Genomic DNA, 24,763 nt, shown 5'->3' with positions numbered 1-24,763 from the left:
TTAATACAGCTTTGGGGCAGATTTTAATATCCGTAATCGGTAGCTATTTATGGCCACCTCTCCTAGATGCTCCAGCAAATTATAATTTGCATATGCACCCACTACCGCACCAATTCCCGGTATCAGCTGAAGCATTTTAACAAAATCAATATAGTCGCGATATTCCTGCTGAAATTCGCGCCAATCTAATTCCATTAATTCTTGTTTGTTTTCCTCCCAATTTTCTATGAGGTAAAAGGTTTCTTTTCTTTTCTCATCACTTGAAAAAGCCAGCTTAAAGACATGGAGAATGAAAAGGCGTTCTTCATACTCCCTTGTATCATAACCATAAATTGCTGACGCCTCAAACAGGAACTTCATCTTTATGGAGAGCAAGAGAGGAAAATCAGCCAACCCTAATAGAATCCCTCCTGCACCTGTTCCAGCCCCTTCAATCGCTGCCGTTTTACGATAGACATTCATCTTTTCCTTAAGCTTCTGATCCCGTTCTTCTAATGTCCTTACGCTTCTATCCATATTGGTCGTGATATTCGAACCGACTAACGTTGCCTTTACCATATTTCTTATACTGTCCGTTATAATTTGGTGAGCCTTCTCCGGTATCAATTCATTGATTTTGACTTGTGCTTTTTTAGACATGCGGTTAATCAAACTCGAACGCTTCAATATTTTTCTTTTCCATTCCAATATTTCTTCATATGCTTTACTTTCGTATTCATTCATTCATCAACATTCCTTTATGCTGGTTTCTATAATTAGCATACGTATTACCCCTTATTATAGTTTCAGAATAAAAAACCCCTCCTAGGAGGGATTCCATTAATTTTTCAACTTTTTGCTGCTATATACATAAACAAACATATAGCTAAAAACAATTCCTGCTGCAATCGCAAGACCTGCTGTCATCACTTCCCCTTTAAAGATGATCGGGATGGACAGGACAACTGCTTGTACGATGAGAATGATTGAAAGGAGTTTCTGAAAAGATTTTCTTTTCATGCTTTCTTGTACGGGGTATAACCTAATCCATATTTTATTTTGATGATGATTCCAAAGCGGCAATAGTTGAAACCCCGTCATAAATAAAAATAAAACAAGAAATAAAATTTGCCCGTATCCAAATGTAATCCAATATAAAACTGCTGCCCCAATAACTGTTAATCTTAAGTAAAGACCAAAATAGTCTCCGCCGCGAATAAATGTTTGCACATAGATGTGCGTATAGACACTGTTATGATGATATGGCAGCTTCTCTGAGATCCAATCTAAGTATTTTCTGCGTTTTACACTGTTTTTCAACTTCGGGACATCCGTAAATAAATTTGCTAACCGATAGAAAGACATCATTCGTTTTTCTTCTTGATCAATTAAGAATTCCCACTTTAGTCCTTTTTTCTTTGATTGTTTAAAGTACACTCTGTAAATCGCTATATAGATCACCACGACCGGGATAAAGAAAAGAATATTCGCGTTAGAAAAAAGGAAATAAAGAAACACTCCATTCACACAAAAGCGTACAAACGAGTCAGTATTATGTACATTTTTTTCGACAAAGTACTGAACTCTCCAGCGAATTAACATATTTACTAATTTTGCTAAGCTTAACAGTATTAAGAACGGGAAGAACACTTTAAAGTTCCCATTGTTTACAGCTGCATACATCGGCATAAAGACAGCCAAACCAACCACAAGAATATAAATCTGCAGTATCAAACTTAGAATAATACTTTTTCTAAAGTAGAAATTTAATTTGTCTTCTAAAGGCAATAGAAAAATCCTGTCTGCTTCCATAAAAAACGTATAAATGGGACTATATGTCAACACAATGGCAAGCAGTACTGCCATAATCAAGGCAACCGGAAAATCCGGGCTTAATGTTTTTACCCATTCTTGATAATAAAAAGCAGCTGTTCCAATTAGAAATAAAAGGACAAGAACAATATGGCCATTGAATATGTATCGGAAGTACTTTCCAAGCTCCTTGCTTGTTGTACCAAGTCGTTCCTTCCAAAGCTTATGCTCATCAAACATAGTCTTCTTCCTTTGTTAATCTAATATACAAATCATCCAATGTGGCATCCGGCATGGCAAATTGATCCTGCAGCTCTTTTAATGTACCTTTCGCCCTTACCGAACCTTCATGCAAAATGACAAAACGATCGCAATACCGTTCAGCCGTAGCTAAAATATGAGTTGACATTAGGATACCAGCGCCATTCTCCTTCATTTTCTTCATTAAATCAAGCAGCGACTGAATGCCAAGCGGGTCAAGACCAACAAATGGTTCATCTACGATATATAGACTTGGCTGAACTAAAAAAGCACACATAATCATAACCTTTTGCTTCATTCCTTTAGAGAAATGGGCAGGAAACCATTTTAAGCGCTTGCTCATTCGAAATTCATTCAGCAATTGCTCTTTTCTTTGTTTAAATAGTTGTTCATCAATCCCGTATGCCATAGCTGTCAGCCTTAAGTGTTCATCTAATGTCAGTTCATCATAGAGAATGGGTGTTTCTGGTACAAACGTAAACTCCTTGCGATACGCTTCTTTATTATCAATAAAGGTCTTTCCATTAATCGTTATTTCTCCTTTATGCGGCTCCATCAGCCCAATCACATGCTTAATGGTTGTACTTTTCCCCGCACCGTTCAGACCAATTAACCCTACAATCTCGTTTCGGTCAACGTCGAAGGAAACATCCTTCAATACTGGGTTCCGTGTATACCCGCCCGTAACCTCTTTAATCTGCAGCAACTTCATCCACAACAACTCCTAAAAGTAGATAGTCTCATTTTAGCAAAAAGTATTAGTAAAAAATAGAAAAGCCCACTTTTGAAATTTTTTTATAAACAATTGTATATTTCTTTATGAGGTGGATATCATAATATTCGAAGGGGAAAACAAATAGATGATTAACAAACGGTCATCTAAAAATTGAAATGAGGTGTCTGTCGCAGACTATTTAATTTCAATATAAGCCGCTTCAAACGATCCAAATAAGGGGATGATTGTATTGCAACACTTTGCATTCAATCTAAGATCTGTAAAACACACATTTTAAAATAAATGAGGTGTTTACCAAAGACTATACCCGAGCTTTATACGTTGAGAAACATATAAAGAAGATAAGGGGATGGTACGCTTGAACTATAGATCGATTTCTCATTAGATAACATTCATTAAAAAAATGAGGTGTTTATCAAAGAGAAGGTACCCGAATTAAAGGACGTTTACTAGAAGAAGCTTCCCCTTCACGAGAGGCAGGATTCCACGCGGATCCTGCCTTTTATTTATATTCTTTCTTCGTTAGATTTATTTGTGGTAAAATATGGACAAGGACATTTTAATTTGAGAGGAGCAACGATATGAGTGACTGTATTTTTTGTAAAATTGTGAATGGTGAAATACCATCTGCAAAAGTATTTGAAAATGAAAATGTAGTGGCATTCCTGGATATCAGCCAGGTTACGAAGGGCCATACTTTAGTTATTCCAAAAGTGCATAAGGAAAATGTTTTTGAACTAACACCAGAAATTGCCCAGCAAATATTCGAAGTCGTTCCCAAAATCGCAAATGCTCTTAAAACTACATACAATCCAGTCGGTATGAACATAGTGAATAATAATGGTGAAAAAGCTGGTCAAACCGTCTTCCATTACCATGTCCACTTGATCCCCCGCTACGGTCAAGGAGATGGCTTCGGTGCGGTATGGAAGTCGAATCAAAGTGATTATTCACCAGAAGATTTTCAAAAGATGGCTAATGAAATCAATCATAACCTATAATAAGCAAAAAGCTTTTCAACCTTTTGAAAAGCTTTTTGTTATTGTAAGATATTTCTTATCATTTAATCCTTAAAAGAAGTTAAACTTAACGAAAGTATAAAAAAATTTGTGAATGTTTGAATTTTCATATTTACACTTCGTCATTTTTTGATACGATTGTAATAAATATAGTTCTTTCATTCATTACAGCAACAAAAGCACCTGCTCTCATAACAGCTTATTTCAGCTGTTGCCGCAGGGAGCTAGACACAGCAAAAAACATTTAAAGTGAGGTTTTCTTAATGAAACGAGCGTTAAACTTTAATGCAGGTCCTGCAGCATTACCAGAAGCAGTTCTACAAGAAGCACAAAAACATCTTTTGAATTTCAATAACTCTGGAATGTCTGTTATGGAACTTAGCCACCGAAGCAAGGATTATGAAGCTGTTCACGAAGGGGCGAAAGCAAATTTAAGAAATATTCTTAATATCCCTGATGACTATGAAGTTCTTTTCCTTCAAGGCGGTGCCAGCCTGCAATTTTCTATGGTTCCGATGAACCTTTTAACTGAAGATGGCGTTGGTTACTACGCACTTTCAGGATCATGGTCTGAAAAAGCCTTAAAAGAAGCTAAAAAGGCAGGAAGAACGACTGTACTTGCTTCCACAAAGGAAGAAAATTACAAGTCTATTCCGACGTTAAACTTGGATGAAATCAAGGATGATGCATCATACCTTCATATAACGAGCAATAATACGATCTATGGAACACAATGGCAGGAATTCCCTGAAGTGTCTGTACCACTAGTTGCAGATATGTCTAGTGATATCTTATGTAAGCCATTGAACATTGAAAAATTTGGACTTATTTATGCTGGAGCGCAAAAGAACCTAGGTCCTTCAGGAGTAACCGTCGTAATTGTTAAGAAAAGCTTATTGGATCGTAATCTTGATCACTTGCCAACTATGCTGAATTACCAAACTTACGCAAAGAATAACTCTCTTTATAACACACCGCCAACATTTGCGATTTATCTATTAAAGCTTGTTTTAGATTGGGTCCAATCCGAAGGCGGCATTGAAGTTATTGCAAATCGCAACAATCAAAAAGCAAAGGTGCTTTATGACGTAATCGATGAGAGTGAAGGTTTTTACAAAGGGCATGCTGAAAAAGACAGCCGTTCAAACATGAACGTTACCTTCACATTGCCAAGTGACGAAGATACGGCCAAATTCTTAAGCACTGCTAAGGAACAAGGATTTGTGGGTCTAAATGGTCACCGTTCTGTTGGGGGCTGCAGAGCTTCAATTTACAATGCTGTTCCTCTAGAGAATATTGAGAAACTGGCTGAATTCATGAAGTCTTTTAAATCAAAATAATCTCTTTGTCATATCAGGCCAATCGCATTCTATTTGCGGTTGGCCTTTTTCTTCTATTAAGCTGGCATTATTTTCAGAATAGATTAACTTTTAATCAATGTAGAAGTATGCTATAATAATAAAACTAAATCTTTTCGCTGCAGGCAACAAGTGCACTGCAGGAAGAGGAAAATTAGCTTAGATTAGCAGAGGAGAGAAGAGAAATGAATACAAAAAATCTTGTTGCACTAGCTTTATTGGTGGGAATGGGTGCAGTGTTGCATGCAGTCGTGCCGGGGATCGTTTTTGGAATGAAACCCGATATGATGTTAACGATGATGTTCTTAGGGATTATTTTATTTCCTGATCGGAAAAGCGTCCTTCTATTAGCGTTAGTAACTGGGATTATCTCAGGATTAACCACTACTTTCCCAGGCGGACTTTTTCCAAATATTATCGACAAAGCTGTGACTGCATTCGTATTTTTCGGACTATACTTAGCTCTGAATAAATTCCGCTCCAGTATTGTTAGCGTGGGAGTGCTGACAGCTGTTGGTACACTGATCTCTGGGGTTGTATTCTTAGGGTCTGCCTATTTGATCGTTGGTTTACCCGGACCATTTGCAGCTTTATTTGCTGGAGTGGTACTGCCAGCAACTTTGGTCAATACCATTGCAATGGTAGTCCTTTATCCTATCGCACTTACCATTGTGAAAAGGACAAAGCTTTCAGACCAGACAGTCAACGGCTAATAAAGAGAACCCTCTATGGGTTCTTTTTATTATAAAAAACTCGAAAACGCTATGCCGATTGCAAAGAATATGACTCCACCGAACGCAAGCCCGCCAGCTCTTTTTTTTAAAATTTTCTTAGGTGGATAAAATCCCGGTTTTGTGATGGAAATTATATGATAAAAGGCACCTAAAAATAACACGGTACTAAATGCAAATAAACCGAATGTTAAACCGGCCAAGCTCCTTCACTCCTTTAAGCGCAATTTAAAAAATGGGTATAATACATATATATGTTGCAAAATACCGCCATATGAAAGAGCTCGATTACCTCTTTATGGCTGATATAGCGACTTAATAAAAGCATATCCAGTCATGTTCACATAAACCGATCACGAGGTGACCATTATGAAAGCTAAATCCATTCTTTTGGGTATGATTGCAGGAGGCATAACTTCAGGTATTGCTGTTCTATTATCAGCGCCTAGTTCAGGAAAAGATACTACAAGGAACCTTCAACAATTTGTTAACAATTGGAAAATACAGTTAGAAGATGTAAAAGATGCCATAGTTGAAATGAAAAATTCTATCAAAACTGCAACTACCGAGAGCAAAGAAAACATTAATTTTTTTGTTCAAGAAATAAAGTCTTTAATTGCTGATTGGCAAAAAGAAATTGAGCCGCATCAAGAAAAGCTCATGAGTGAAATTGAGTCTATCCAGCTTTCCTTAGAGGAACTTGAAGCTGAAGTAAATGACAAGAAAAAAGTGTAAACGTTTACCATTAATAATCATTTCATCATTCTTGTAAAAAAATTTATCAAATAAAGAAGGATTTCGGGCAGTAAAAACAGAAAAGTAATATACTATAAAAATGCTAATTTTCTATAAAATAAGAAAAAACTTTTTAAGAAAGCTTGAATTCTACTTATCACGATAACTGCAAGATTTGATTTCTAAAAATTTAGTAAATTTTTATCTTTATTAATTTTTGTTTTATTGGCATAATGATAATATAGAAATTTAAAGTGGGTGAATATTGGGGATGTCAGAACAACAAAATTCTATGAAGGAAGCAATGATTTTTACGCAGAGAATTGCACAGTTAAGTAAAGCTTTGTGGAAATCCATCGAAAAGGATTGGCAGCAATGGATAAAGCCGTTTGACTTAAATATTAATGAACATCATATCCTGTGGATTGCCTATCATTTAAATGGAGCATCAATTTCGGATGTTGCTAAGTTCGGAGTCATGCATGTTTCAACGGCATTTAACTTTTCCAAGAAATTAGAAGAAAGGGGCTTGCTTAAATTTTCAAAAAAGGAAAGCGATAAACGAAATACTTACATCGAATTAACAGACGAAGGAGAACAAATTTTACTAGATTTAATGAAAACCTATGATCCTAATAAAAATGCAGCCTATTTAGGAGCAATGCCCTTAACAAGTTTATATGGGAAATTTCCAGAAATCGTCGAAGTCATGGCGATTGTCCGAAATATTTATGGGGATGACTTTATGGAGATCTTTGAAAAATCCTTCAAAAATATCGAAAGTGAGTTCACTGAAGTAGATGGAAAGCTTCGCAAAAAAGATCCATCTGAAGAACGGATATAGAATTATAAGTATTTTTTCAACTCTTGCATTAAAGGCAGAAACAATTTCTGACAAAGACAAGCTTGGATAACCTCTTCTGCTTCTAAACTCGGGTGTAATTCAGATGAAAACTTCTTATAAAGCGGATGAAAGTATACGAACCCCTCCGCTTTCTGTTCTTCAAGCTCTTTGCTCATAGATTCACATTGTTTGTAGAATTCTGTTACCTCTTGTTCAGTCAACGACTTTTCGACCACTAATCGAAAGAAATGTTTATCAGTATTCTGAATCATTCTCAATAGCAGAGATTGATGAAACTCTAACTTATTCAATCTGTCGTACAGGTTCTCATCATTCATTGTCAACCCTCTTTCAGTTTAGAAAATTGATGTAAACTTCCTTATTATCACGAGTGTCATTAATGCTATTATTTTACAAAAAAGATGGAAAAATTGAAATAAAAATACCTATTGATTTTTTTATTTTTTCATCGTAAAGTATCTTAGTAAGTTTAAGAAAATATATTTTTCCTTAACTGATAGCATTGAATCTCCTTTGGGAGGGTGATACTTTTGAATTGCTGGAAAACAGTCAATTTTACTAAACAGTATGGTTCACAGAGATTGCTTTTTATATCTTCAATGACAATGTTGATTACATTTATTTTACTTTATATACCAATTGCTTATTTTTTAGTACCTACATCCTTTTATGATAACCATTTTATCATGTTTGTATGTGGGTTGGGCCTAATGTATCCACTGCACAAATTCTTGCATTATTTACCCCTTGCGCATACTGGTTCAAAAGTTAAAAAGCACTTAGATTGGAAGTTTGGGTTTTATCCAATCATTAATATAAGAGTTGATGAACCGATTAATAAACAATTATTCTTATTTGCATTGTTTTTACCGTTCTTTTTTATAACAGCTTCATTGATGATCGGATGCTTTATTTTCCCAAACTACGGTCACTATTTTACAATATTAATAGCTTTTCACATTGGGCTTTCTGTACCTGACATTATTTGTGGTAAGAGTATTCTTTCCGCACCAAAGCATGCATATATTGAAGAAAACGATGAAGGTTTCGAAATTCTAGTCTCAAATTCTTAATGAATATAGGGCATCAATTACCGGTGCCCTTTTCTTATCTATAAAACTTAAAAGCATAAAATTTATGGTTTTATATTCCCCTATCTTTTTACTAAAAATTTTGTTATGGTAGGTTAAGAGAAATTGAACGTTAAGGGAGGGATTCGGTGATCATCTCCGCCTTTATAATCTTTGCGATGGTTATATTATTTAATATTAATAAATTAACAAATTCCCTATGTTTGCAAAAGGAGATACCAGAAGACAGGCAGCCAAAAGTTTTTCGTACCATTAACATCTTGGTTACCATCCTTCTTATATCCTCCTACATTGAGATTTTATTTGCGTAAATAAGAAATTTACATAGAGAAAGCGCTGGAACCTTCGTTCCAGCGCTTTCTTAAGTTTAGAGGGTGCTTCCCTCGTCCCTGCATTAGTCTAAATTAGAACCATGCAGCTCCAACAATGATTAATAAGATGAACAGCACTACGATCAACGCGAATCCTCCACCGTATCCGTGACCCATCATAACACCCCCTTCCACAGCATCTATCTAAACTTCATCACTCTCCGCACTGCTTAAGCAGCTGGCTTTTCAAGTAGAAGAACACCACTTGGTGTTTTCCCTATATCCTATGTAGTAGTCCCAGCTTTTGGGATAGAACATATGCCTATTTTTTTAAAATGAAGTGGATAAGCTTTTAAGCTGACTGTAAGTTATGTTATAGTATTGTTTGTGACATATACATAATTGAAAATTATATTTGGGAGTTGTTTATATGAAAAAGTGGATTCTTTCCCTGTCATTAATCTTGGGGATCACGACACTTGCTGCCTGCAATAACGGCGGAGATTCGGAAGCAGTGGCAGAAACAAGTGCTGGAAACATCACAAAGGACGAGCTATATGAAGCAATGAAGGAAAGTTATGGTCAACAAACACTGCAGCAACTTCTGTATACAAAGGTTCTTTCAGATAAATATGAATTAACTGATGAAGAAGTAGAAGAAAAGTTTACTGAAACAAAAGATCAACTCGGTTCTAATTTCCAAATGGCGTTAATGCAATATGGAATGACTGAAGAATCTTTTAAAGAAAGCCTAAAATTGGACTTGCTTGTTGAAAAGGCAGCAATCGCTGACATTGAGGCAACGGACGAAGAACTTCAAGAATACTACGATAACTACAAGCCTGAAATTAAAGCTCGACACATTTTAGTTGCTGATGAAGCTACTGCGAAAGAGGTTAAATCGAAGCTTGATTCTGGATCAAAGTTCGAGGATCTGGCTACAGAATATTCAACAGATACTGGCACAGCAGCTAACGGTGGCGATCTCGGCTGGTTCGGTGCTGGAGCAATGGTGCCTGAATTTGAGGAAACAGCTTATGCGCTTGAAATTAATGAAATTAGCGAACCAGTTCAGTCCCAATTTGGCTACCATATTATTCAAGTAACAGATAAAAAAGAGAAGAAAAGTTTCGAGGAAATGAAAGAAGAAATCGAGCATGATGTAAAAGTAGCAAAAATTGACACTGCTACTTTAAGCAGTACGCTTCAAAAGGAACTTAAAGCAGCAGATGTTAAAGTGAATGATGCTGACCTGAAAGGGATTCTACAAGAAGATGCTCCAGCAGAGGAACAAGCTGATGGAGCTGACGATACAAAAGAAACTGAAGAAAAGTAAAAAAAATGGGTTCCAATTTGGAACCCATTTTTTTATCCGAATGACCTTCTTTCTGCCCTCTCTGCCCTTTCCTTCTGAAGACGTTCCATGTATACTTCGCCTTCCCTTTCAATTTGTTCGAATTCGATTCTTCTTTCTTCCTTGCCTGTTTTCAATGCCATAAAGGCACTCATGATAATGCCTCCGACTATTAAAAAAATCCATAATGGGGTTTCCATACAATTACCTCCACTTTTTTTAGGTGTACAAGCTTTTTCTTTCAATTTATGCTCGATGCATTAAAATTATGATGATCTCTGAACGAAAAAAACATCTTCAAATTGAAGATGTTTTTTTCATTTATTTATGGAAAGTTGGCTTATAAAACGACCGATTGTCGAGCGCAAAAACTCTTTCCGTAAATTCCCCTGGCTTGACTCTTTCTAACGCCCGGTCAAGCATATTCATTTTTGCATCAATATTATCAATATAATGGAGTATTTCCGCTTCTTTTATTAAAGGAGGCTTTGGACTCCCCCATTCCGCTTTCCCATGATGTGACAGCACCAAATGCTTTAGAACCATTATCTCTTCTCCATTTATAGAAAGTTCTTCAGCCGCTTTTCCTATTTCATTCACCATAATCGAAATATGCCCAATTAAATTACCTTCTACCGTGTACGATGTCGAGATTGGACCGGAAAGTTCCATAACTTTTCCTAAATCATGAAGCATAATCCCCGCATAGAGCAAATCCTTATCCAAACTTGGATACAGTCCAGCAATTGCCTTTGCCAAATCCAGCATGCTGACAACATGGTAAGCCAATCCCGAAACAAATTCATGGTGGTTTTTTGTAGCGGCAGGGTATTCAAAAAATGCATTTTGATATTTCTTTAGCAGATGACGAGTAATTCTCTGGATATTTGCATTTTTCATTTCAAAGATATATTGCGTTATTTTATCCATCATTTCTTCCTTGCTTACAGGAGCGGTTGCAAGGAAATCTGAAATGGTTACTGTGTCTGTTGAAGAGGCTGGACGAATCTGCTTGAGCCGCAACTGCGTTCTTCCTCTGTAATTTTGCACATCACCTAATATCTTTACAATCTTCTCCGCACAATACATCTTCTCATCTTCGTCAGAAGCATCCCAAAGCTTAGCTTCGATCTCTCCAGTTTGATCCTGAAAAACAATCGATAAGAATGGCTTACCGTTGCTAGCTGTTCCTTTGGTGGAGCTTTTGATTAACATAAAAAGATCTACTTGATCTCCCACTTCATGATGAAGTATACCTTTACTCATATGTATACAGACTCTCCCTTCTATGACCCTAGTATAGCATAAAATAGATAACCTACGTTCCAAAAAATACCAAGAACTCCCGCAGTACCAATAAGCAGCTCTTTATCTTTTTAAATCACAACCGGAGGAAATTGTTCGTTCATAAAGATAATTTGATTTTTATCAAAATGTTTCAGTAAATGCTGATGGCATGTAAAAAAGAGAACTTGATTTCCTTCTAGATTCCTTAGCAATTTTATCACCCTTTGTGTACGATTATGATCAAAGTTAACAAAACTGTCATCTATAATAATCGGAAAAGAGTATTTTTTATAAATCGTTGTTGCCAAAGCAAGCCGTAGAGCCACATACACTTGTTCCGTTGTTGCTTGACTTAATTCATTAGCATCAAAGCGGGTATAATCCTTTCTTTCTATAACAAATCCATTGCTATCTTCTTTAGGGATAATACGGCAATAATTCCCCTCTGTTAAATAACTCAAATACTCCTCAGCTTTAACCAATAATTGCGGAAGTCTCTCATATTTAAAGACATCAACAGTTTTTCTAAGCATCTCTTTAGCCATTTCAATTTTTGCCCATACTTTTGCTTCCTGCTCAAACTCTGATTGCATCGCTTTGTATTGATGCAATAAATCAGTATAAATACCGCCGCTTTCTAACACATCAATACGATGCTTTACCTCTGCTAAAGCTTGCTGATCCTCCTGGATACTTTGTATAATATCGTCTATCCTTTCCTTTAACATGTGTATCTCGGCATCTACGTCAGTTATCTCCAAAAATGCATCTATTTCATCTTCAGTTAATCTGGTCAGTTTTATCCGCTTTGTTAATTCCTCGACTCGTTTTAATAAATTAAGCCTTTTCTCTTCCAACTTACCGGCACTTCTAAATTCCTCTTCTGTAGAAACCCCAGCCAACTGAAATAACGTTTGCATCTCTTTGTGAAGATAATTACGTTCCTTTCTCACTTCTTCTAAAATTGCCTTTGAATCCTTCATCCTAGCTTCTAGATCAACCTTCTTCAAGCTGCTTTCGATTTCTGCTTTTAGTTTACTCTTTAAAATAACGGCTGTTTCTTGAATAGATAACGACTGGTTGTGTAGGAACTCATGATTCAATTGCATAATACGATCTTTTATCTCATTAATTGCTTCGTTCTTTTTTTCAATTTGGGAGAGTTGATATTGGTAATCCCTTAACTTTTCTTTTAATTGGACAAGAAGCAAGAAGGCATCATGGACAAAATGCATCGCCACATCCTCAGGAAGAGAAAGTTCATTGCCTATGTCTTTCAATAGTTGATTATGCTCTTTAACACTTCTTTCCCAGTTTTCATATGCTTCAAGCACCCTTTCATACTGTCCATTTTGCTGTTCCCATTTTATTTTTAGTACACCGTATCTTTTTTGCAATTCATCATCCTTTAGCAGCTGCTCCTCAAGCAGCTCCACTTCCATGGGTGATATCGTCGTTTGTACAGACTGTAACTTCCGTTCTTGCTCCTTTAGCTTTAAAATCTCCTCACCTAATTCAGCAGAGACGCTTTTCTTACTTTTTTGCGAGAATAAGATGAAAGTAACGGTTACACCTATCAGGATTAAGACAGCAAGAATATATTGTGAATTCCAAATAGCCCAGCCGAATAAAACAAGAAATAACAGAGTAAAAACATTCATTTGAAGCCGGAATTGTTTTGCCCTTTCTTTCTCACTTTGTTTTGTTGAATCTAGAATACGAAGCTTATCCTGAACATTTATTAATTCTTTTTCAACCATCCCTTTATTTTTACTATTTTCTAACTGCTGTTTTTTAAGTGAACGTTCCTTCGGCTGCAGTAGTTCAGACTGCAGCTGCTTAATTTGAAGTTCGATCCTTTCAAGACTTTCCTTTTCTTCAAGAAACTTTTGATCTAATTCTGACTTCTTTACCTTCAGCTGCTGCTGTTTTTGTTGTGCCTCTGCCGTTTTTTCCTTCATCACCAGACTAATATTCGTGTTCAACACATGTTCATCTTCCAACGAAAGATGAAGTCTTTCCTTTATTTCATCTATTTCACTTTTGATTTTAGCTGCTTTATTCCGCCATTCGTTTTTCTCTTCAACCAGAATATCGAATAATGCCATTTTTTCTAATGTTTGATTGATCTCGACCTCTCTTTTAATCAATTCATAATTAACGGGGAGTTCCTTGTACTCATTTTTTAATATTTCTAGTTTTTCCTCCAGTCCCTCCAATTGCCCTTCTAAAGGTTTAATTAAGCCAATAAGCTGCTCTAGACGTGAAATCCCATCAACAGGAAAACTGCCTTCCACAAGCCCATTTAACTCTTCCTCAAGCATCTCTCTTTCTTTCACGATTAAATAAGCAGTCTTCCATTCCTCGACCTTCTGTAGTCTGTTTTTTAAGAATGACTCCCTTTTCCGTTTTTCCATTATATTTGCAGCAAGGCTGCCTTTATTTTCAATAAGAGTATTGTATTGTTCATTCTGCTGTTCAGCCTTTTTTAGCTCTGCATAAGCGTCTTTTAACTCTATCAGTTTTTCATTTAAGTAAGGCTTTTTTCCATTTGGTTTAAAACGCATTTCAAGTTCCTTTTGAAGCTGCTGCTCAACCATCAAAAGGCGATCTGACCCAATAGCACCGGTGGAAAATAAAAACTTTCCGAGATCCTCACTTTTCAAATGGTGCACATTTTGTAATCCATGAAGATTAAAAGAGAAAATCGACTGAAAAAGCGTTTTATCTATAGAAAAGAGAAGTTCCTTTAGCAGCTCCTCTCCCCCGCCGGTTCCATCCTCTAAACGTACCGAAACGTCACCGACAGCTCTTCCCTTAATTCGTTCAATAATTGCCCTGCCTCTATCCTCAAAGCTGACAATGAGCTGCCCGCCGTACTTTCCTCCCTTTTTGGGTTCATACCTTAACTCAGATTGCTGTTTTGTAGGAAATCCAAATAGAATACTATGTATAAAAGACATAATCGTCGATTTGCCAGCTTCGTTATGGCCGTAAAAAACACTGCTATCCCCTAATTCACGAATGACCACATTTTCGAGCTTGCCATACCCATATATATGAATTTCTTCAATCTTCATTTCTCCACACCTACTCTTCACTTTTAACGATTCAATAATTTTTGCAATAGAAATTCTTCTGCTTGCTGCTTTATATCTTCAAGCTCATCCTTCGTAAGCGGGGACAGGAATTTTCTCGCACCAGAGTGCTTGTATAGTGGTTCCAGACTTTTCTCTAAGTTCCCCCAATCGTCGATGGTATGGAAAAGTTCGCTATAAAAATCAGAATGGGCAGCTAATGATTCTTTGTCGTAGCTGATTTTTTCATCTATCTCGATATCAATAGGCCATACAAAAGACGCTTCTTCCAGTTCTTCCTCCTGTAATGTTTCGAGAAATTGTTGTATGGCTTCTAACGTAATATCATTCCTGCTAAAATCAAGGTTATTAAGTCTAAGCTGTACTAACTTAGCTTTCCCCTCTATTCTTTCGCTTTCTATAACATCCTTTGTTCCATAAAATAAATCATGTATCGATTCTAAAGCTGAACCATCAATTATAACTTCCTTCCACACTACATCATTGGTTTCGATAAATGTAAGTTCAGGCTGCGATTGATCCATGCTTACTAAATAACAGCCCTTAGGCCCCATTTCTTTTTTATTTCTGCCTTGAATATTCCCCGAATAAACAACTGGCGGTTCCTCATTAAGAATCATCCTTTTATGGATATGCCCCAACGCCCAATAATCAAAATCTTTTTCAATCAGTTCGTTTAATTGAAAAGGCGCATAGTTACCATGTTCTGAATTTCCCTCAAGGTTCCCATGGAGGATTCCTATATGAAAATCAGCATCAGCTAGTTTTTGATAATTTTCTATTTTCCGTTCTGTCACATGCCTCACAGGATAACTAAATCCATAAAGATGAACAGTTGTCCCCAGGCTATTTTTATATTTTTTGACCTCTACATGATCACCAAAGATATGAACATTTTTCGGCAGTTCAATACTCATTGTAATGCCTTGCAGATGGTCATGATTTCCATGAACAAGATAGACCTGAATGCCCGCTTCCTCTAACCGTACAAATTCTTTTTTTAGACGAACCTGGGCCCTCAAACTCCGGTTCTCATGATCAAATGCATCGCCGGCTACTATTACAAAATCAACACTGTGATGAATGGCTGCATCGACTAAATTTCGAAGTGCAGCAAAAGTACTTTCCTGAAGTCTGTTAAATATTTTTCGAGGAAGGCGCCTTAACCCAATCATCGGACTGTCCAAATGGAGATCCGCAGCATGAATAAACTTTAACTTTTTCATAAAAATTCCTCGCAAACCCTTTTTTTCTATTTTAACATCACCAAAAAGCGAATGCACGTTCTCTATATCATATTGAGATTATATGTGAATTGTTTTGAATAAAAATGAGGGGAGTTTAGGGGAATTGAAAAAGCAGACTCTGTAGAGAGTCTGCTTGTATGGTTGGATTATAATTAAGCTTTGTTTACGTTAGCTGCTTGAGGTCCACGAGCACCTTGCTCAACGTCAAAAGTTACTGATTGACCTTCTTCAAGAGTTTTGAAACCTTCGCCTTGGATAGCTGAGAAATGAACGAATACATCATCTCCGCCTTCGCGCTCGATAAATCCGAAACCTTTTTCTGCATTAAACCATTTTACTTTACCATTTTCCATTTTTGTTGCCTCCTAGTGCGATCAGCGCACAAATGTATTACTATTCTTGCTCTTCCAGGCGAAAATATAATTATTCTTCCCTTAAATATCTGAACAAAAATAATTCTTATTAAGAATAACAAACCATAAATAAAAAAGCAAGGTTTATCTCAAAAATTACTTAAAAGTAAAAATTCCCCATTACCTTTCTTTTGTTCTGCACGGACTTCACATCGCGAATATTTCATGCGATCGTTGGAATGATAAACATTATCTATTATGAGAAAGGAGAGAAAACAATGTTTTATCATATTAAAGAATTACAATATAATGCAAAACCTGATAAACCTGATCCTGTCTATGCGAAAAAACTACAAGAAATTCTTGGCGGACAGTTTGGAGAAATCACGGTGATGCTGCAATATCTATTTCAAGGCTGGAACTGCAGGGGTGAACAAAAGTATCGAGATATGCTCTTAGATATCGGTACAGAAGAAATTGCTCATGTAGAAATGATCGCGACCATGATCGCCCAATTACTTGATGGAGCTCCTGTTCAAGACCAAGAAGAAGCTGCAAAAGACCCCGTGATTGAGGCTGTTCTCGGCGGAATGAATCCGCAGCATGCGATTGTTTCAGGGTTAGGTGCTACACCTACCGATAGCGTCGGTTATCCATGGAATGCCCGTTACATGATTGCTAGTGGAAACCTGCTTGCTGACTTCCGAGCAAACTTAAATGCAGAGTCACAAGGCCGGCTTCAAGTGGTAAGGCTGTATGAATCAACAACTGATCCTGGTGTGAGAGATATGCTATCCTTTTTGATTGCACGGGATACGATGCATCAAAATCAGTGGATGGCAGCCATTGAAGAACTAGAATTAACCCAAAAAGCAATTGTCCCCAGCACCTTCCCGCAGGATCTCGAAAAGCAGCAAGTCTCCTATTCATTCATGAATTTTTCCAAAGGAGAAGAGAGCTCACAAGGGAGATGGGCCAGCGGTCCAAGTATGGACGGGCAATCTAGTTTTGAGTATATCGCTAATCCTGAAGCAATGGGACAGGTACCTGAATTAAAGCCGGCACCAGCCTATATTCATAATAGCCCGATCCCAGGCACTACTCCTCCACAGACTGACCAAGCGAATTATACCGATCAAACCAATCTTCATTAAAAAGAAAAAAGGCCAAAACCTGTCTCATGGTTTTAGCCTTTTTTCTTTTTAATGATGACCTCAAATAATAGTGAAAATATCCTTTGCACAATTATGAAAACTATGCAAAAATAATAGTAACTATCAGAATATTATAAATAGGAGGAAATATAAATGAAGGCCTATAAAATTACAGCTTTTGAATCTAGCGGAGAAAAAATCCTTGATGAAACATTTGAAGCAAAAGATGATCAAGAAGCAAAAGTTCGTGCAGAAGAAATTCTTAAAGAAAATAATGCTCTTGAAAAAGCTCATCGCTGTATATCACCTGATGCACAGCTTTTGTTATTTCGTTCATAATAAAAAAGCATTTATATGCGCTTAACCAAAGAAAGGACTTATTCATCAAAACGAACAAGTCCTTTTTTATTACAGCTTATTCCCCAATGAATTTTGGTTTTCTCTTTTCAATAAAAGCATTTACGCCTTCTCTGTGATCCTTGGTCTCTCTCATTTTAAGCTGGCCATGTTTTTCTAACTCTAAAATTTTTAAAAGCTGAGGTCTGTTTTTTTCAGCGAGGATTTTCTTTGTTTTGATCATGGCCTGAATCGGTTTGTTCAGCCATTCTTCAAGCTTAGCATCCAGTGCCTCTTTATAATTCGTGGTTAATTCATGAACCAAGTTCATTTCATAAGCTTCAGAAGCCTTCATCATTTTCCCTTCCCAAATCAGTTGCTTAGCCTTGTCTTCCCCTAATTTTCTTTCTAAAAAGAAGTGAGCTCCCCCATCTGGAATAAGACCAACACCAATAAAATTCATTGCTAATTTACTATTTTCATCCGCAATTATGTAGTCGGTAGCGAGTGCCAGACTTAGTCCCAATCCTGCTGCAGCTCCAGAAACAGCACTGATTGTGAGCATTGGCATATTATACATTGTTGCGACAAGCTCGCTGACATTGTCCATAATAGATTGGAAATCGCTTTCATCATTATCCTGACTAAGCATCGTTTTTAAATCGCCGCCGGCAGAAAACGCTCTCTCATTCCCTGTTAAAACAACGATAAAAATGTCATCAGAAATGCTGATCTCTTTTAAACAAAGTACTAATTCTTTAATCATTTCTGCGTCAATTGAATTTAAACTTTCAGGTCGATTTAATTGAATGGTCGCTACCTTCCCTTTGACAGTAACATTCAAGGTCTTCGGCTTATATTCGATGGTCATTTCCATCCCCTCCCTCTTTTCTAACTCTATTATATAAAGGAACGATAAGATAATAAAACCTTTTTCCGCATTATTATGAATTTTTTGTAGAAATTTGTCTTGCCGCAAAAAAGGATGACTCTCCCCATCGGGATCAGCCATCCTAAATCTTTTAATTCTTTTGCAGTTTTACTTGCACCTCATCCCTTAAAGCTCGTTTTAAAAACTTCCCAACAGACGTCTTCGGAATTTCATCCAAGAATAAAATATCATCCGGAAGCCACCATTTCGCAAATTGCGGCGTTAAGAATTCCATTAATTCCTCTTTGGTTACTTGACCCTTTTGTTTCAGTACCACACAGGCTACCGGACGTTCCTGCCATTTCTCATGAGGAATCGCTACAACCGCCGCTTCAAATACTGCTTCATGTGCCATTAAGGCATTTTCGAGATCGACAGATGAAATCCACTCTCCGCCACTCTTAATTAAATCCTTTGTACGGTCAACGATTTTGATAAAGCCTTCTTCATCAATTGTTACGACGTCTCCAGTATATAGCCAGCCATCGCGGAAAGCGTCTTTGGTTCGTTCATCTTTATAATATTCCGAGGCAATCCATGGTCCCCTTATCGCGAGTTCACCCATTTCCTTGCCATCCCACGGAACCTCTCCATCTTTACCTACAACTTTAATATCAAGACCCGGAACGAGAATTCCTTGCTTTGCTCGAATATCAAGTCTTTCTTCATAAGGAAGGTCCTCTTGATAACTCTTCAACGTCGAAATGACAACTAGCGGACTTGTCTCTGTCATCCCATAACCATGCATGAATGGAATATTATACTTCTGCTCAAACGCCCTTATGACTGCTTTTGGCGCGGCAGATCCTCCGCAGAGAACGGCTCTTAAACTGCTGATGTCATACTCTTTTTCTTCTAATTCTTTTAGCATTCCTAACCAGATGGTCGGCACCCCTGCTGTAAATGTAACCTTTTCCTGTTGTATTAGTTCTGCCAATATTTTAGGTGTGAAATTTGGTCCAGGCATGACTAGCGTCGTTCCAAACCATACCCCGGCGAACGGAAGTCCCCAAGCATTCGCATGAAACATTGGTACAACCGCCATGGCAATGTCTTTTTCGCTTAAGGCTGCACTATCAGCCATACCTAATGCCATACTGTGTAACACGATTCCGCGATGAGAATACACAACCCCTTTTGGGTTACCGGTGGTCGCAGATGTATAACACATTCCAGCCGGATCATTTTCATCAATATCTTCTGGATATTGATAATCATTGCTGCCTTGTTCAATCAGTTGTTCATAATGATACACAGGTGAAAGGGTTGTTTCAGGCAGCTCCTTATCGTCCGTCATGATGACATAGGCTTTTACGGACGATAGCTCATCCTTACACTGCTCGATAAGAGGAACAAAGTCTGAGTCAATTAGTAACACTTTATCTTCGGCATGATTAATTATGTAAGTGATATGCTGTGGTGCCAATCGGATATTAATTGTATGAAGAACTGCTCCACTGCAAGGGATAGCAAAGTAAGCCTCTAAATGCCTGTGATGATTCCATGCTAGCGTTCCAACTTTATCCCCTTTTTGAACCCCTAATTTTTGCAGACTGTCTGCAAGCCTCCTCGTTCTTTCAGCAATCTGCTTGTACGTAAAACGATCGATTCCGTTTGCTGTTCTGGAGATGACCTGTTTTTTTGGAAAGTACTTCTCTGCCCGCTTAATCATTTGCGTCATTGTTAAAGGTGTTGCCATCATCATTATCTTCCCCCTTTTTCTAAGCAAACGCTTTCATTATTGGTATACTAGTAAAATACTAGTATTAATACCTATTCTATTCTATATTTTTACTAAAATTCCTTTTATAATTTTCCTAATATTTAAACAACAAAAAAACCCTTACTTAATCTGTAAGGGCATGATTGTTTTTAAATAACTCATCTAAAATGTCAATTTTCTTCATTGTATAGGATTCAAAACTTTCGTTATATGTTTTTGGGTCCTTCGGATTAGCAAACTGAGTAATTTTCCCTGTTTTTGGATCAATAAATTTGCTCGCAGCACCACAGCCCAGCCCAATGATGGTTTGCTGTTCCTCCATGATCATAATATTATAAATGCTCTCTTGATTGGGTAGAGAGTAACCGACATTTTCCAGATTTCCAAGGATATTTTTTTGTCTATATAAATAGTATGGTGCGTAATTACGCTCCTTTGTCCATTCTTGAGCAAGGTCCATCATTTCTTCAATTTCTTTTCGGTCCGCTACCTTGTACTTTTCCTTGTTTTTGGTCATTTCGGATGCACGTTTAAAGGATAAGGTGTGGACCGTCAGCGATTCAGGCATGAGTTTTTCCGTCTCATTTAGTGAATGAGCAAACTCAGTCGTACCTTCTCCTGGAAGACCAATAATTAAGTCCATGTTAATATTGTTCATACCTAATGACCGGGCAAGATGGAATTTATCAATCGTTTCTTCGACCGTATGATGACGCCCAATCGCCTTCAGCGTTTCCTGTGTATAAGATTGCGGGTTAATGCTAATTCGATCAATATTCCATTTATTTAGTACCTTTAATTTCTCTGAAGTAATGGTGTCTGGTCTTCCCGCTTCGACCGTAATTTCCCGAATGCTTTTAACATCAGGGAATGAAGTATACATTTCTTCATAAAGCATGTCCATCTCTTCTGCGCTAATACTTGTGGGAGTCCCTCCACCATAGTAAACCGTGGTAATCTTGATGTCGTTTTCCTTTAACCATTGTCCGATCTTTCTCATTTCGAAATGAAGACCGCCTAGAAATGAGTTGACCGATCCTTGACGCCCATTAATAGCATAAGCCGGGAATGTGCAATAAGCACATTTTGTTGGACAAAATGGGATTCCAATATAAATACTTACTTCGTTTTGCAGATCGTATAAATCTGGGACAACAGCCAATTGCCGATCAACGATTTCCTGCATCAATTGGATTTTTTCCTCTGATATTAAATAATTCTCCTTTAACATCTTATGAGCTTCTTCTTTTGCTGTCCCTGCCTGCAGCTGTTTATGCAGAAGCTTTGTTGGACGAATTCCTGTGAGAATGCCCCATTTTTGGATCATCCCTGTCCAATCCTGGAGAATTTCTAAGAACACATGCGAAACGGTGCGCTTTACAATACGAAATTTCTCTTTCTCAGTCCCCTCAGCTGGAAGACTGTCGCTAAAACTCGCTGTAAACATTCTCCCGTCCTCAATCAACATGGAAGCAGAAACCAAAACCTTCTGATCGTAATCAATCTTAAACTCTATCGTGTGATGCATATCGCTTTCTTTTTGCAGCACCACTTTTGATTCTTCAAAAAACAAATTTGCAATCAACTCAAGCGGACGTTGAAACCGTTGATCGGATAAACCCTTTATCTGAATAAGCAAAATAATCACCTTTACATTTTGACTGTAGTTAAAGCATGCTAACATAAAAACAGTTAGCTCTCATAAGTGTACAAAAAGGGGTATGTACGGTCAAGAATATCAATTTCATGGAAAAAATAAAAAGCAGGTGCTATCTTCACCCGCCTTAATACCATCGTTATTTAATGATTTTCATCTTTTTAAGAAATTCAATTGGCTGCTGCTTGCGGAAATGTTCTTTTACCATGTAGCCTACACCCTGCTGGTTATTGGATCTGGTAATCCAGTCGGCCGCTTGTTTAAGCTCTACAGGTGAGTTACCCATTGCTACCCCTAGACCAACTCCGTCTATCAATTCAAGATCATCAATAGAATCTCCAATTGCTACCATCTCGTTTCGCTTAATTCCTAATTTTTCACCTAAATAAAGAAGTCCATTTAATTTAGACGCACCTTGAGGAACAATATCTAAGCGATAATCATCTTTTTGAGAAACGTCCACTTCCGAGAACATACTTACAATCGCTTTCCTGGCATCAGAAGCATCTCGATTCTCCTCGAAATACACTTCAATATTCGGGGGAGAGGTTGGATCCTCCATGATCGTATCACTAACAGAATCAACAAACTGCTGAGGGTAGAATAATGGGTCCCCAGAGTTAACGATTGTTTTGGCGAGAAGATTGTTGTTTAACTTTAATTTATTTGCTAATGAATACTTTTCATGTACGATTCGTATTTGGCACTGAAAACTTTCTAAAAACCTGACAATTTCAAACGTGATCTCCTCGGGAATTCTTCTAGCTAGGACAGGTTCGTTTAATGTGTCTGAAATATATGCACCGCGGTGGGTGACAAGGATCGAATCTAATTTCAATGCTTTTGCTACCTTTTTTGCCGATGAAAAGTTCCTTGAAGTTACGAGTGTAACGTAGATTCCCTTTTCCTGCACATATTCAACTGCTTCCTTCGTTGATTTATGAAGTTTCCCGTTTGATTGTAGTAATGTACCATCAATATTTAAAGCTAGCAGCCTGTAGATCATAATAAAGCCCCCTATTCATGATGTTTCTGTCCCTATTTCACTTTTATGAAAAAAACAGTTCGAATAGAACAGAAAGAAACCCGCTCAAATTTTGAACGGGTTTCTTTCTGTTCCTGTAGTATAAAGATTAATCATTATTGTCCTGGTGCACCATAAAGCTCTTCAAGCGGCTTCATAATAATTTGGTTTAATTCATTAATAATTACACTCATTCGCTGCTCAGCTTCCATTAGTCGGCCAATTGTTTCATGTTGTTGAACGAGTGCAACTGTTTTTTGCGCTTGTTCTACTTCATCTTGCGTAATTTCTTCGCCCATCATTTGCTTTTGCTGCAGCTGCATTTGGATGTTACGGAAATTTTCAAACATTCCTTTTGCTGCTTCATCAGCATTAACAGCTTCATACATTTTCTTTAGATCTTGAAACTCATTACTGTTTCTGATCACTCTTTCTAAATCATACGCTGCATCATGTAAATTTACTACCACTAACTACAACTCCTTTTATTAAACAATCCATTACACTATAACAAACTATGAATAGAATTGCACATTTGCTAACGTGTTAACAAAACCATAATTGCTTGGAAAAGACCTATCATCCCCCCAAGCAATGCCCCTAGGTAGGTGATCATTTTTAATTCTCTACTTGTAATTAATAACACCATTTCTTCTATTCTTTCGACTGAGAACGTTTCGACCTGCTCACGTACAACATCGGCTAAGCGAAGTCTTTCCATAATGACCCCAATGCGGTCAGACAGCCCATTGCTAATCAATTGCACAACGCGGGGAGTAACGTCTTGAATAATCCCTTCCTTAAATGGCTGAGAAAGTTTAGAAATAGGACTATTAAAAATTCGTTCTGCTTTAATCAGCTTCATGGCATACTGTTTAATCGTAGATATCAGCTGCTCGCGGCCAAATTGTTCCTCCACCTTTTCCGCTTTCCAGTCCAATACCTTTTCCCATTCTTTTGTTAACAGTGTTGTAATTAAGTCCTTTGTGCTCTCACTGCTTAAGAACTTAATAATTTCCTTCTGCACTTTTTCTGTAAGATTAACGTTTCCTAAAAACATCTGCATCATGTTACCAAGCACACCGCTTCGATTCTTCACAAAATCATCGATCATTCGATCAATTCGCAATTCACCTTCCACGCTTGAAAAGTAATCTGTCCCCTTCTGGAGAATATAAGAAGCGACTACAGGAATTTTTGTATCAACCTTATCTAGAAGTTCATCAGATAGAAGCTTTCTGATTGGTTCATCACGATATTTATCCATTAATTGATGGTACTTCTTCTCTAGTAAATCTTCCATCTGTCCTTCCAGTTTTTCTCGGCCATTTTTTACACCAATAGTGTCAAGCACTTGCTGAAGAGTCTCTTCCCTGCTTAGCAATTGTTCCAATTCTGTTTGAAATAGCTTTGTCATCTCTTTTTGGAAACTGTCATTCAAGAATTTTTTTTGAATACTCTCTGGGGTTAATAAGTGATTAACGACCATAATCCCCATCTGCTTCGCAAGTTCATCTCTTCTTTTTGGAATTAGTCCAGGTGTAAACGGAACCCTCCACCCCTTAATATAGATTGGCTCATAAGGGCGAAATAGCATTTTGATAGCCAGTGAGTTTGTCACGCCTCCAATTACAGCACCAATCACAACCATAAATACAATCGTAAAAAAAATATTCATTTCCATCTACCTTCCATCCAACA

26 protein-coding genes are annotated in these 24,763 nt (G+C 37.3%); 9 read left to right on the top strand and 17 right to left on the bottom strand.

The window, feature by feature from the left end:
• From CZ487_RS05360 to CZ487_RS05350, 3 genes are all read right to left on the bottom strand, one after another.
• Window positions 1-723, bottom strand: coding sequence for an EcsC family protein (locus CZ487_RS05360; protein ID WP_077211110.1), 723 nt, complete (start codon window positions 721-723; stop codon window positions 1-3).
• Between the two features lie 96 nt (window positions 724-819).
• Complete coding sequence (locus CZ487_RS05355; protein ID WP_077211109.1) at window positions 820-2,031, bottom strand: ABC transporter permease; 1,212 nt, start codon at window positions 2,029-2,031, stop codon at window positions 820-822.
• Window positions 2,024-2,764, bottom strand: coding sequence for an ABC transporter ATP-binding protein (locus tag CZ487_RS05350; RefSeq protein ID WP_077211108.1), 741 nt, complete (start codon window positions 2,762-2,764; stop codon window positions 2,024-2,026). Before CZ487_RS05350 ends, CZ487_RS05355 begins: the two co-directional genes overlap by 8 nt.
• A 605-nt stretch (window positions 2,765-3,369) precedes the next feature.
• On the opposite strand from CZ487_RS05350, the gene CZ487_RS05345 reads away from it, so the two are divergent.
• From CZ487_RS05345 to CZ487_RS05335, 3 genes are all read left to right on the top strand, one after another.
• Complete coding sequence (locus tag CZ487_RS05345) at window positions 3,370-3,789, top strand: HIT family protein (RefSeq protein ID WP_077211107.1); 420 nt, start codon at window positions 3,370-3,372, stop codon at window positions 3,787-3,789.
• A gap of 281 nt (window positions 3,790-4,070) precedes the next feature.
• The gene (gene serC, locus CZ487_RS05340; RefSeq protein ID WP_077211106.1) at window positions 4,071-5,147 is read left to right on the top strand and encodes a 3-phosphoserine/phosphohydroxythreonine transaminase; all 1,077 of its coding nucleotides are present in this window, start codon (window positions 4,071-4,073) and stop codon (window positions 5,145-5,147) included.
• Window positions 5,148-5,350: 203 nt separating this feature from the next.
• The gene (locus CZ487_RS05335) at window positions 5,351-5,878 is read left to right on the top strand and encodes a tryptophan transporter (protein ID WP_077211105.1); all 528 of its coding nucleotides are present in this window, start codon (window positions 5,351-5,353) and stop codon (window positions 5,876-5,878) included.
• A 29-nt stretch (window positions 5,879-5,907) separates the two neighbouring features.
• On the opposite strand, the gene yhzF is transcribed toward CZ487_RS05335, so the two are convergent.
• Window positions 5,908-6,099: a membrane protein YhzF gene (yhzF, locus tag CZ487_RS05330; RefSeq protein ID WP_077211104.1), complete on the bottom strand. Its 192-nt coding sequence runs from the start codon at window positions 6,097-6,099 to the stop codon at window positions 5,908-5,910.
• Between the two features lie 166 nt (window positions 6,100-6,265).
• Between yhzF and CZ487_RS05325 the strand changes: the two genes are divergently transcribed.
• Together CZ487_RS05325 and CZ487_RS05320 are read left to right on the top strand one after the other, a co-directional pair.
• Window positions 6,266-6,631 (top strand): YtxH domain-containing protein, encoded by a 366-nt coding sequence (locus tag CZ487_RS05325; protein ID WP_077211103.1) that lies wholly within the window; start codon window positions 6,266-6,268, stop codon window positions 6,629-6,631.
• Window positions 6,632-6,902: 271 nt separating this feature from the next.
• Window positions 6,903-7,475 carry an HTH-type transcriptional regulator Hpr gene (locus tag CZ487_RS05320; protein WP_077211102.1) on the top strand — a complete coding sequence of 191 codons (573 nt, stop codon included), beginning with the start codon at window positions 6,903-6,905 and terminating at the stop codon, window positions 7,473-7,475.
• A 2-nt stretch (window positions 7,476-7,477) separates the two neighbouring features.
• Here the strand turns inward: CZ487_RS05320 and CZ487_RS05315 are convergent, their stop codons facing one another.
• A complete protein-coding gene (locus CZ487_RS05315; RefSeq protein ID WP_077211101.1) occupies window positions 7,478-7,813 on the bottom strand; it encodes a DUF1878 family protein in 336 nt (111 codons plus the stop codon).
• A 204-nt stretch (window positions 7,814-8,017) separates the two neighbouring features.
• Between CZ487_RS05315 and CZ487_RS05310 the strand changes: the two genes are divergently transcribed.
• The gene (locus tag CZ487_RS05310; protein ID WP_237562804.1) at window positions 8,018-8,569 is read left to right on the top strand and encodes a DUF3267 domain-containing protein; all 552 of its coding nucleotides are present in this window, start codon (window positions 8,018-8,020) and stop codon (window positions 8,567-8,569) included.
• 422 nt (window positions 8,570-8,991) lie between these two features.
• Here CZ487_RS05310 and CZ487_RS05300 read toward each other — a convergent pair whose 3' ends face one another.
• Window positions 8,992-9,078, bottom strand: coding sequence for a YjcZ family sporulation protein (locus CZ487_RS05300; RefSeq protein ID WP_077211100.1), 87 nt, complete (start codon window positions 9,076-9,078; stop codon window positions 8,992-8,994).
• Window positions 9,079-9,328: 250 nt separating this feature from the next.
• Here CZ487_RS05300 and CZ487_RS05295 point away from each other — a divergent pair, with 250 nt between their 5' ends.
• On the top strand, window positions 9,329-10,234 hold the full coding sequence (locus tag CZ487_RS05295) for a peptidylprolyl isomerase (RefSeq protein ID WP_077211099.1): 906 nt from the start codon (window positions 9,329-9,331) through the stop codon (window positions 10,232-10,234).
• A 32-nt stretch (window positions 10,235-10,266) separates the two neighbouring features.
• On the opposite strand, the gene CZ487_RS05290 is transcribed toward CZ487_RS05295, so the two are convergent.
• From CZ487_RS05290 to CZ487_RS05270, 5 genes are all read right to left on the bottom strand, one after another.
• Entirely contained in the window at window positions 10,267-10,452 is a 186-nt protein-coding gene (locus tag CZ487_RS05290; protein WP_077211098.1) for a sporulation YhaL family protein, read from the bottom strand.
• A 121-nt stretch (window positions 10,453-10,573) separates the two neighbouring features.
• Complete coding sequence (gene yhaM, locus CZ487_RS05285) at window positions 10,574-11,518, bottom strand: 3'-5' exoribonuclease YhaM (RefSeq protein WP_077211097.1); 945 nt, start codon at window positions 11,516-11,518, stop codon at window positions 10,574-10,576.
• A gap of 110 nt (window positions 11,519-11,628) precedes the next feature.
• Window positions 11,629-14,619 (bottom strand): ATP-binding protein, encoded by a 2,991-nt coding sequence (locus CZ487_RS05280; RefSeq protein ID WP_077211096.1) that lies wholly within the window; start codon window positions 14,617-14,619, stop codon window positions 11,629-11,631.
• A gap of 23 nt (window positions 14,620-14,642) precedes the next feature.
• On the bottom strand, window positions 14,643-15,863 hold the full coding sequence (locus CZ487_RS05275; protein ID WP_077211869.1) for a metallophosphoesterase family protein: 1,221 nt from the start codon (window positions 15,861-15,863) through the stop codon (window positions 14,643-14,645).
• A gap of 173 nt (window positions 15,864-16,036) precedes the next feature.
• On the bottom strand, window positions 16,037-16,237 hold the full coding sequence (locus tag CZ487_RS05270; protein WP_077211095.1) for a cold-shock protein: 201 nt from the start codon (window positions 16,235-16,237) through the stop codon (window positions 16,037-16,039).
• 278 nt (window positions 16,238-16,515) lie between these two features.
• On the opposite strand from CZ487_RS05270, the gene CZ487_RS05265 reads away from it, so the two are divergent.
• Window positions 16,516-17,391, top strand: coding sequence for a manganese catalase (locus CZ487_RS05265; RefSeq protein WP_077211094.1), 876 nt, complete (start codon window positions 16,516-16,518; stop codon window positions 17,389-17,391).
• A 153-nt stretch (window positions 17,392-17,544) separates the two neighbouring features.
• On the top strand, window positions 17,545-17,730 hold the full coding sequence (locus tag CZ487_RS05260) for a YhzD family protein (protein WP_077211093.1): 186 nt from the start codon (window positions 17,545-17,547) through the stop codon (window positions 17,728-17,730).
• Between the two features lie 76 nt (window positions 17,731-17,806).
• Here CZ487_RS05260 and CZ487_RS05255 read toward each other — a convergent pair whose 3' ends face one another.
• The 6 genes from CZ487_RS05255 to CZ487_RS05230 all read right to left on the bottom strand — a co-directional run bounded on the left by CZ487_RS05255 (window position 17,807) and on the right by CZ487_RS05230 (window position 24,746).
• Window positions 17,807-18,598: an enoyl-CoA hydratase gene (locus CZ487_RS05255; RefSeq protein WP_077211868.1), complete on the bottom strand. Its 792-nt coding sequence runs from the start codon at window positions 18,596-18,598 to the stop codon at window positions 17,807-17,809.
• Between the two features lie 151 nt (window positions 18,599-18,749).
• Window positions 18,750-20,363 (bottom strand): long-chain fatty acid--CoA ligase, encoded by a 1,614-nt coding sequence (locus CZ487_RS05250; protein ID WP_077211092.1) that lies wholly within the window; start codon window positions 20,361-20,363, stop codon window positions 18,750-18,752.
• 142 nt (window positions 20,364-20,505) lie between these two features.
• The gene (locus tag CZ487_RS05245; protein WP_077211091.1) at window positions 20,506-22,020 is read right to left on the bottom strand and encodes a coproporphyrinogen III oxidase; all 1,515 of its coding nucleotides are present in this window, start codon (window positions 22,018-22,020) and stop codon (window positions 20,506-20,508) included.
• Between the two features lie 157 nt (window positions 22,021-22,177).
• Window positions 22,178-23,044, bottom strand: a complete 867-nt coding sequence (locus tag CZ487_RS05240) for a Cof-type HAD-IIB family hydrolase (RefSeq protein ID WP_077211090.1) — start codon at window positions 23,042-23,044, stop codon at window positions 22,178-22,180.
• A 134-nt stretch (window positions 23,045-23,178) separates the two neighbouring features.
• A complete protein-coding gene (locus tag CZ487_RS05235; RefSeq protein WP_077211089.1) occupies window positions 23,179-23,532 on the bottom strand; it encodes a YlbF/YmcA family competence regulator in 354 nt (117 codons plus the stop codon).
• A 68-nt stretch (window positions 23,533-23,600) separates the two neighbouring features.
• Complete coding sequence (locus CZ487_RS05230) at window positions 23,601-24,746, bottom strand: DUF445 domain-containing protein (RefSeq protein ID WP_084783130.1); 1,146 nt, start codon at window positions 24,744-24,746, stop codon at window positions 23,601-23,603.
• Between the last annotated feature and the right edge of the window lie 17 nt (window positions 24,747-24,763).

The sequence above is a fragment of the Robertmurraya dakarensis genome (genome assembly GCF_900156875.1).
In the GTDB taxonomy this organism is placed as follows: Bacteria; Bacillota; Bacilli; order Bacillales; family Cytobacillaceae; genus Robertmurraya; species Robertmurraya dakarensis.
Note: the sequence above shows the minus strand (reverse complement) of the source record. Positions and strands in the feature narration are given on the sequence as shown.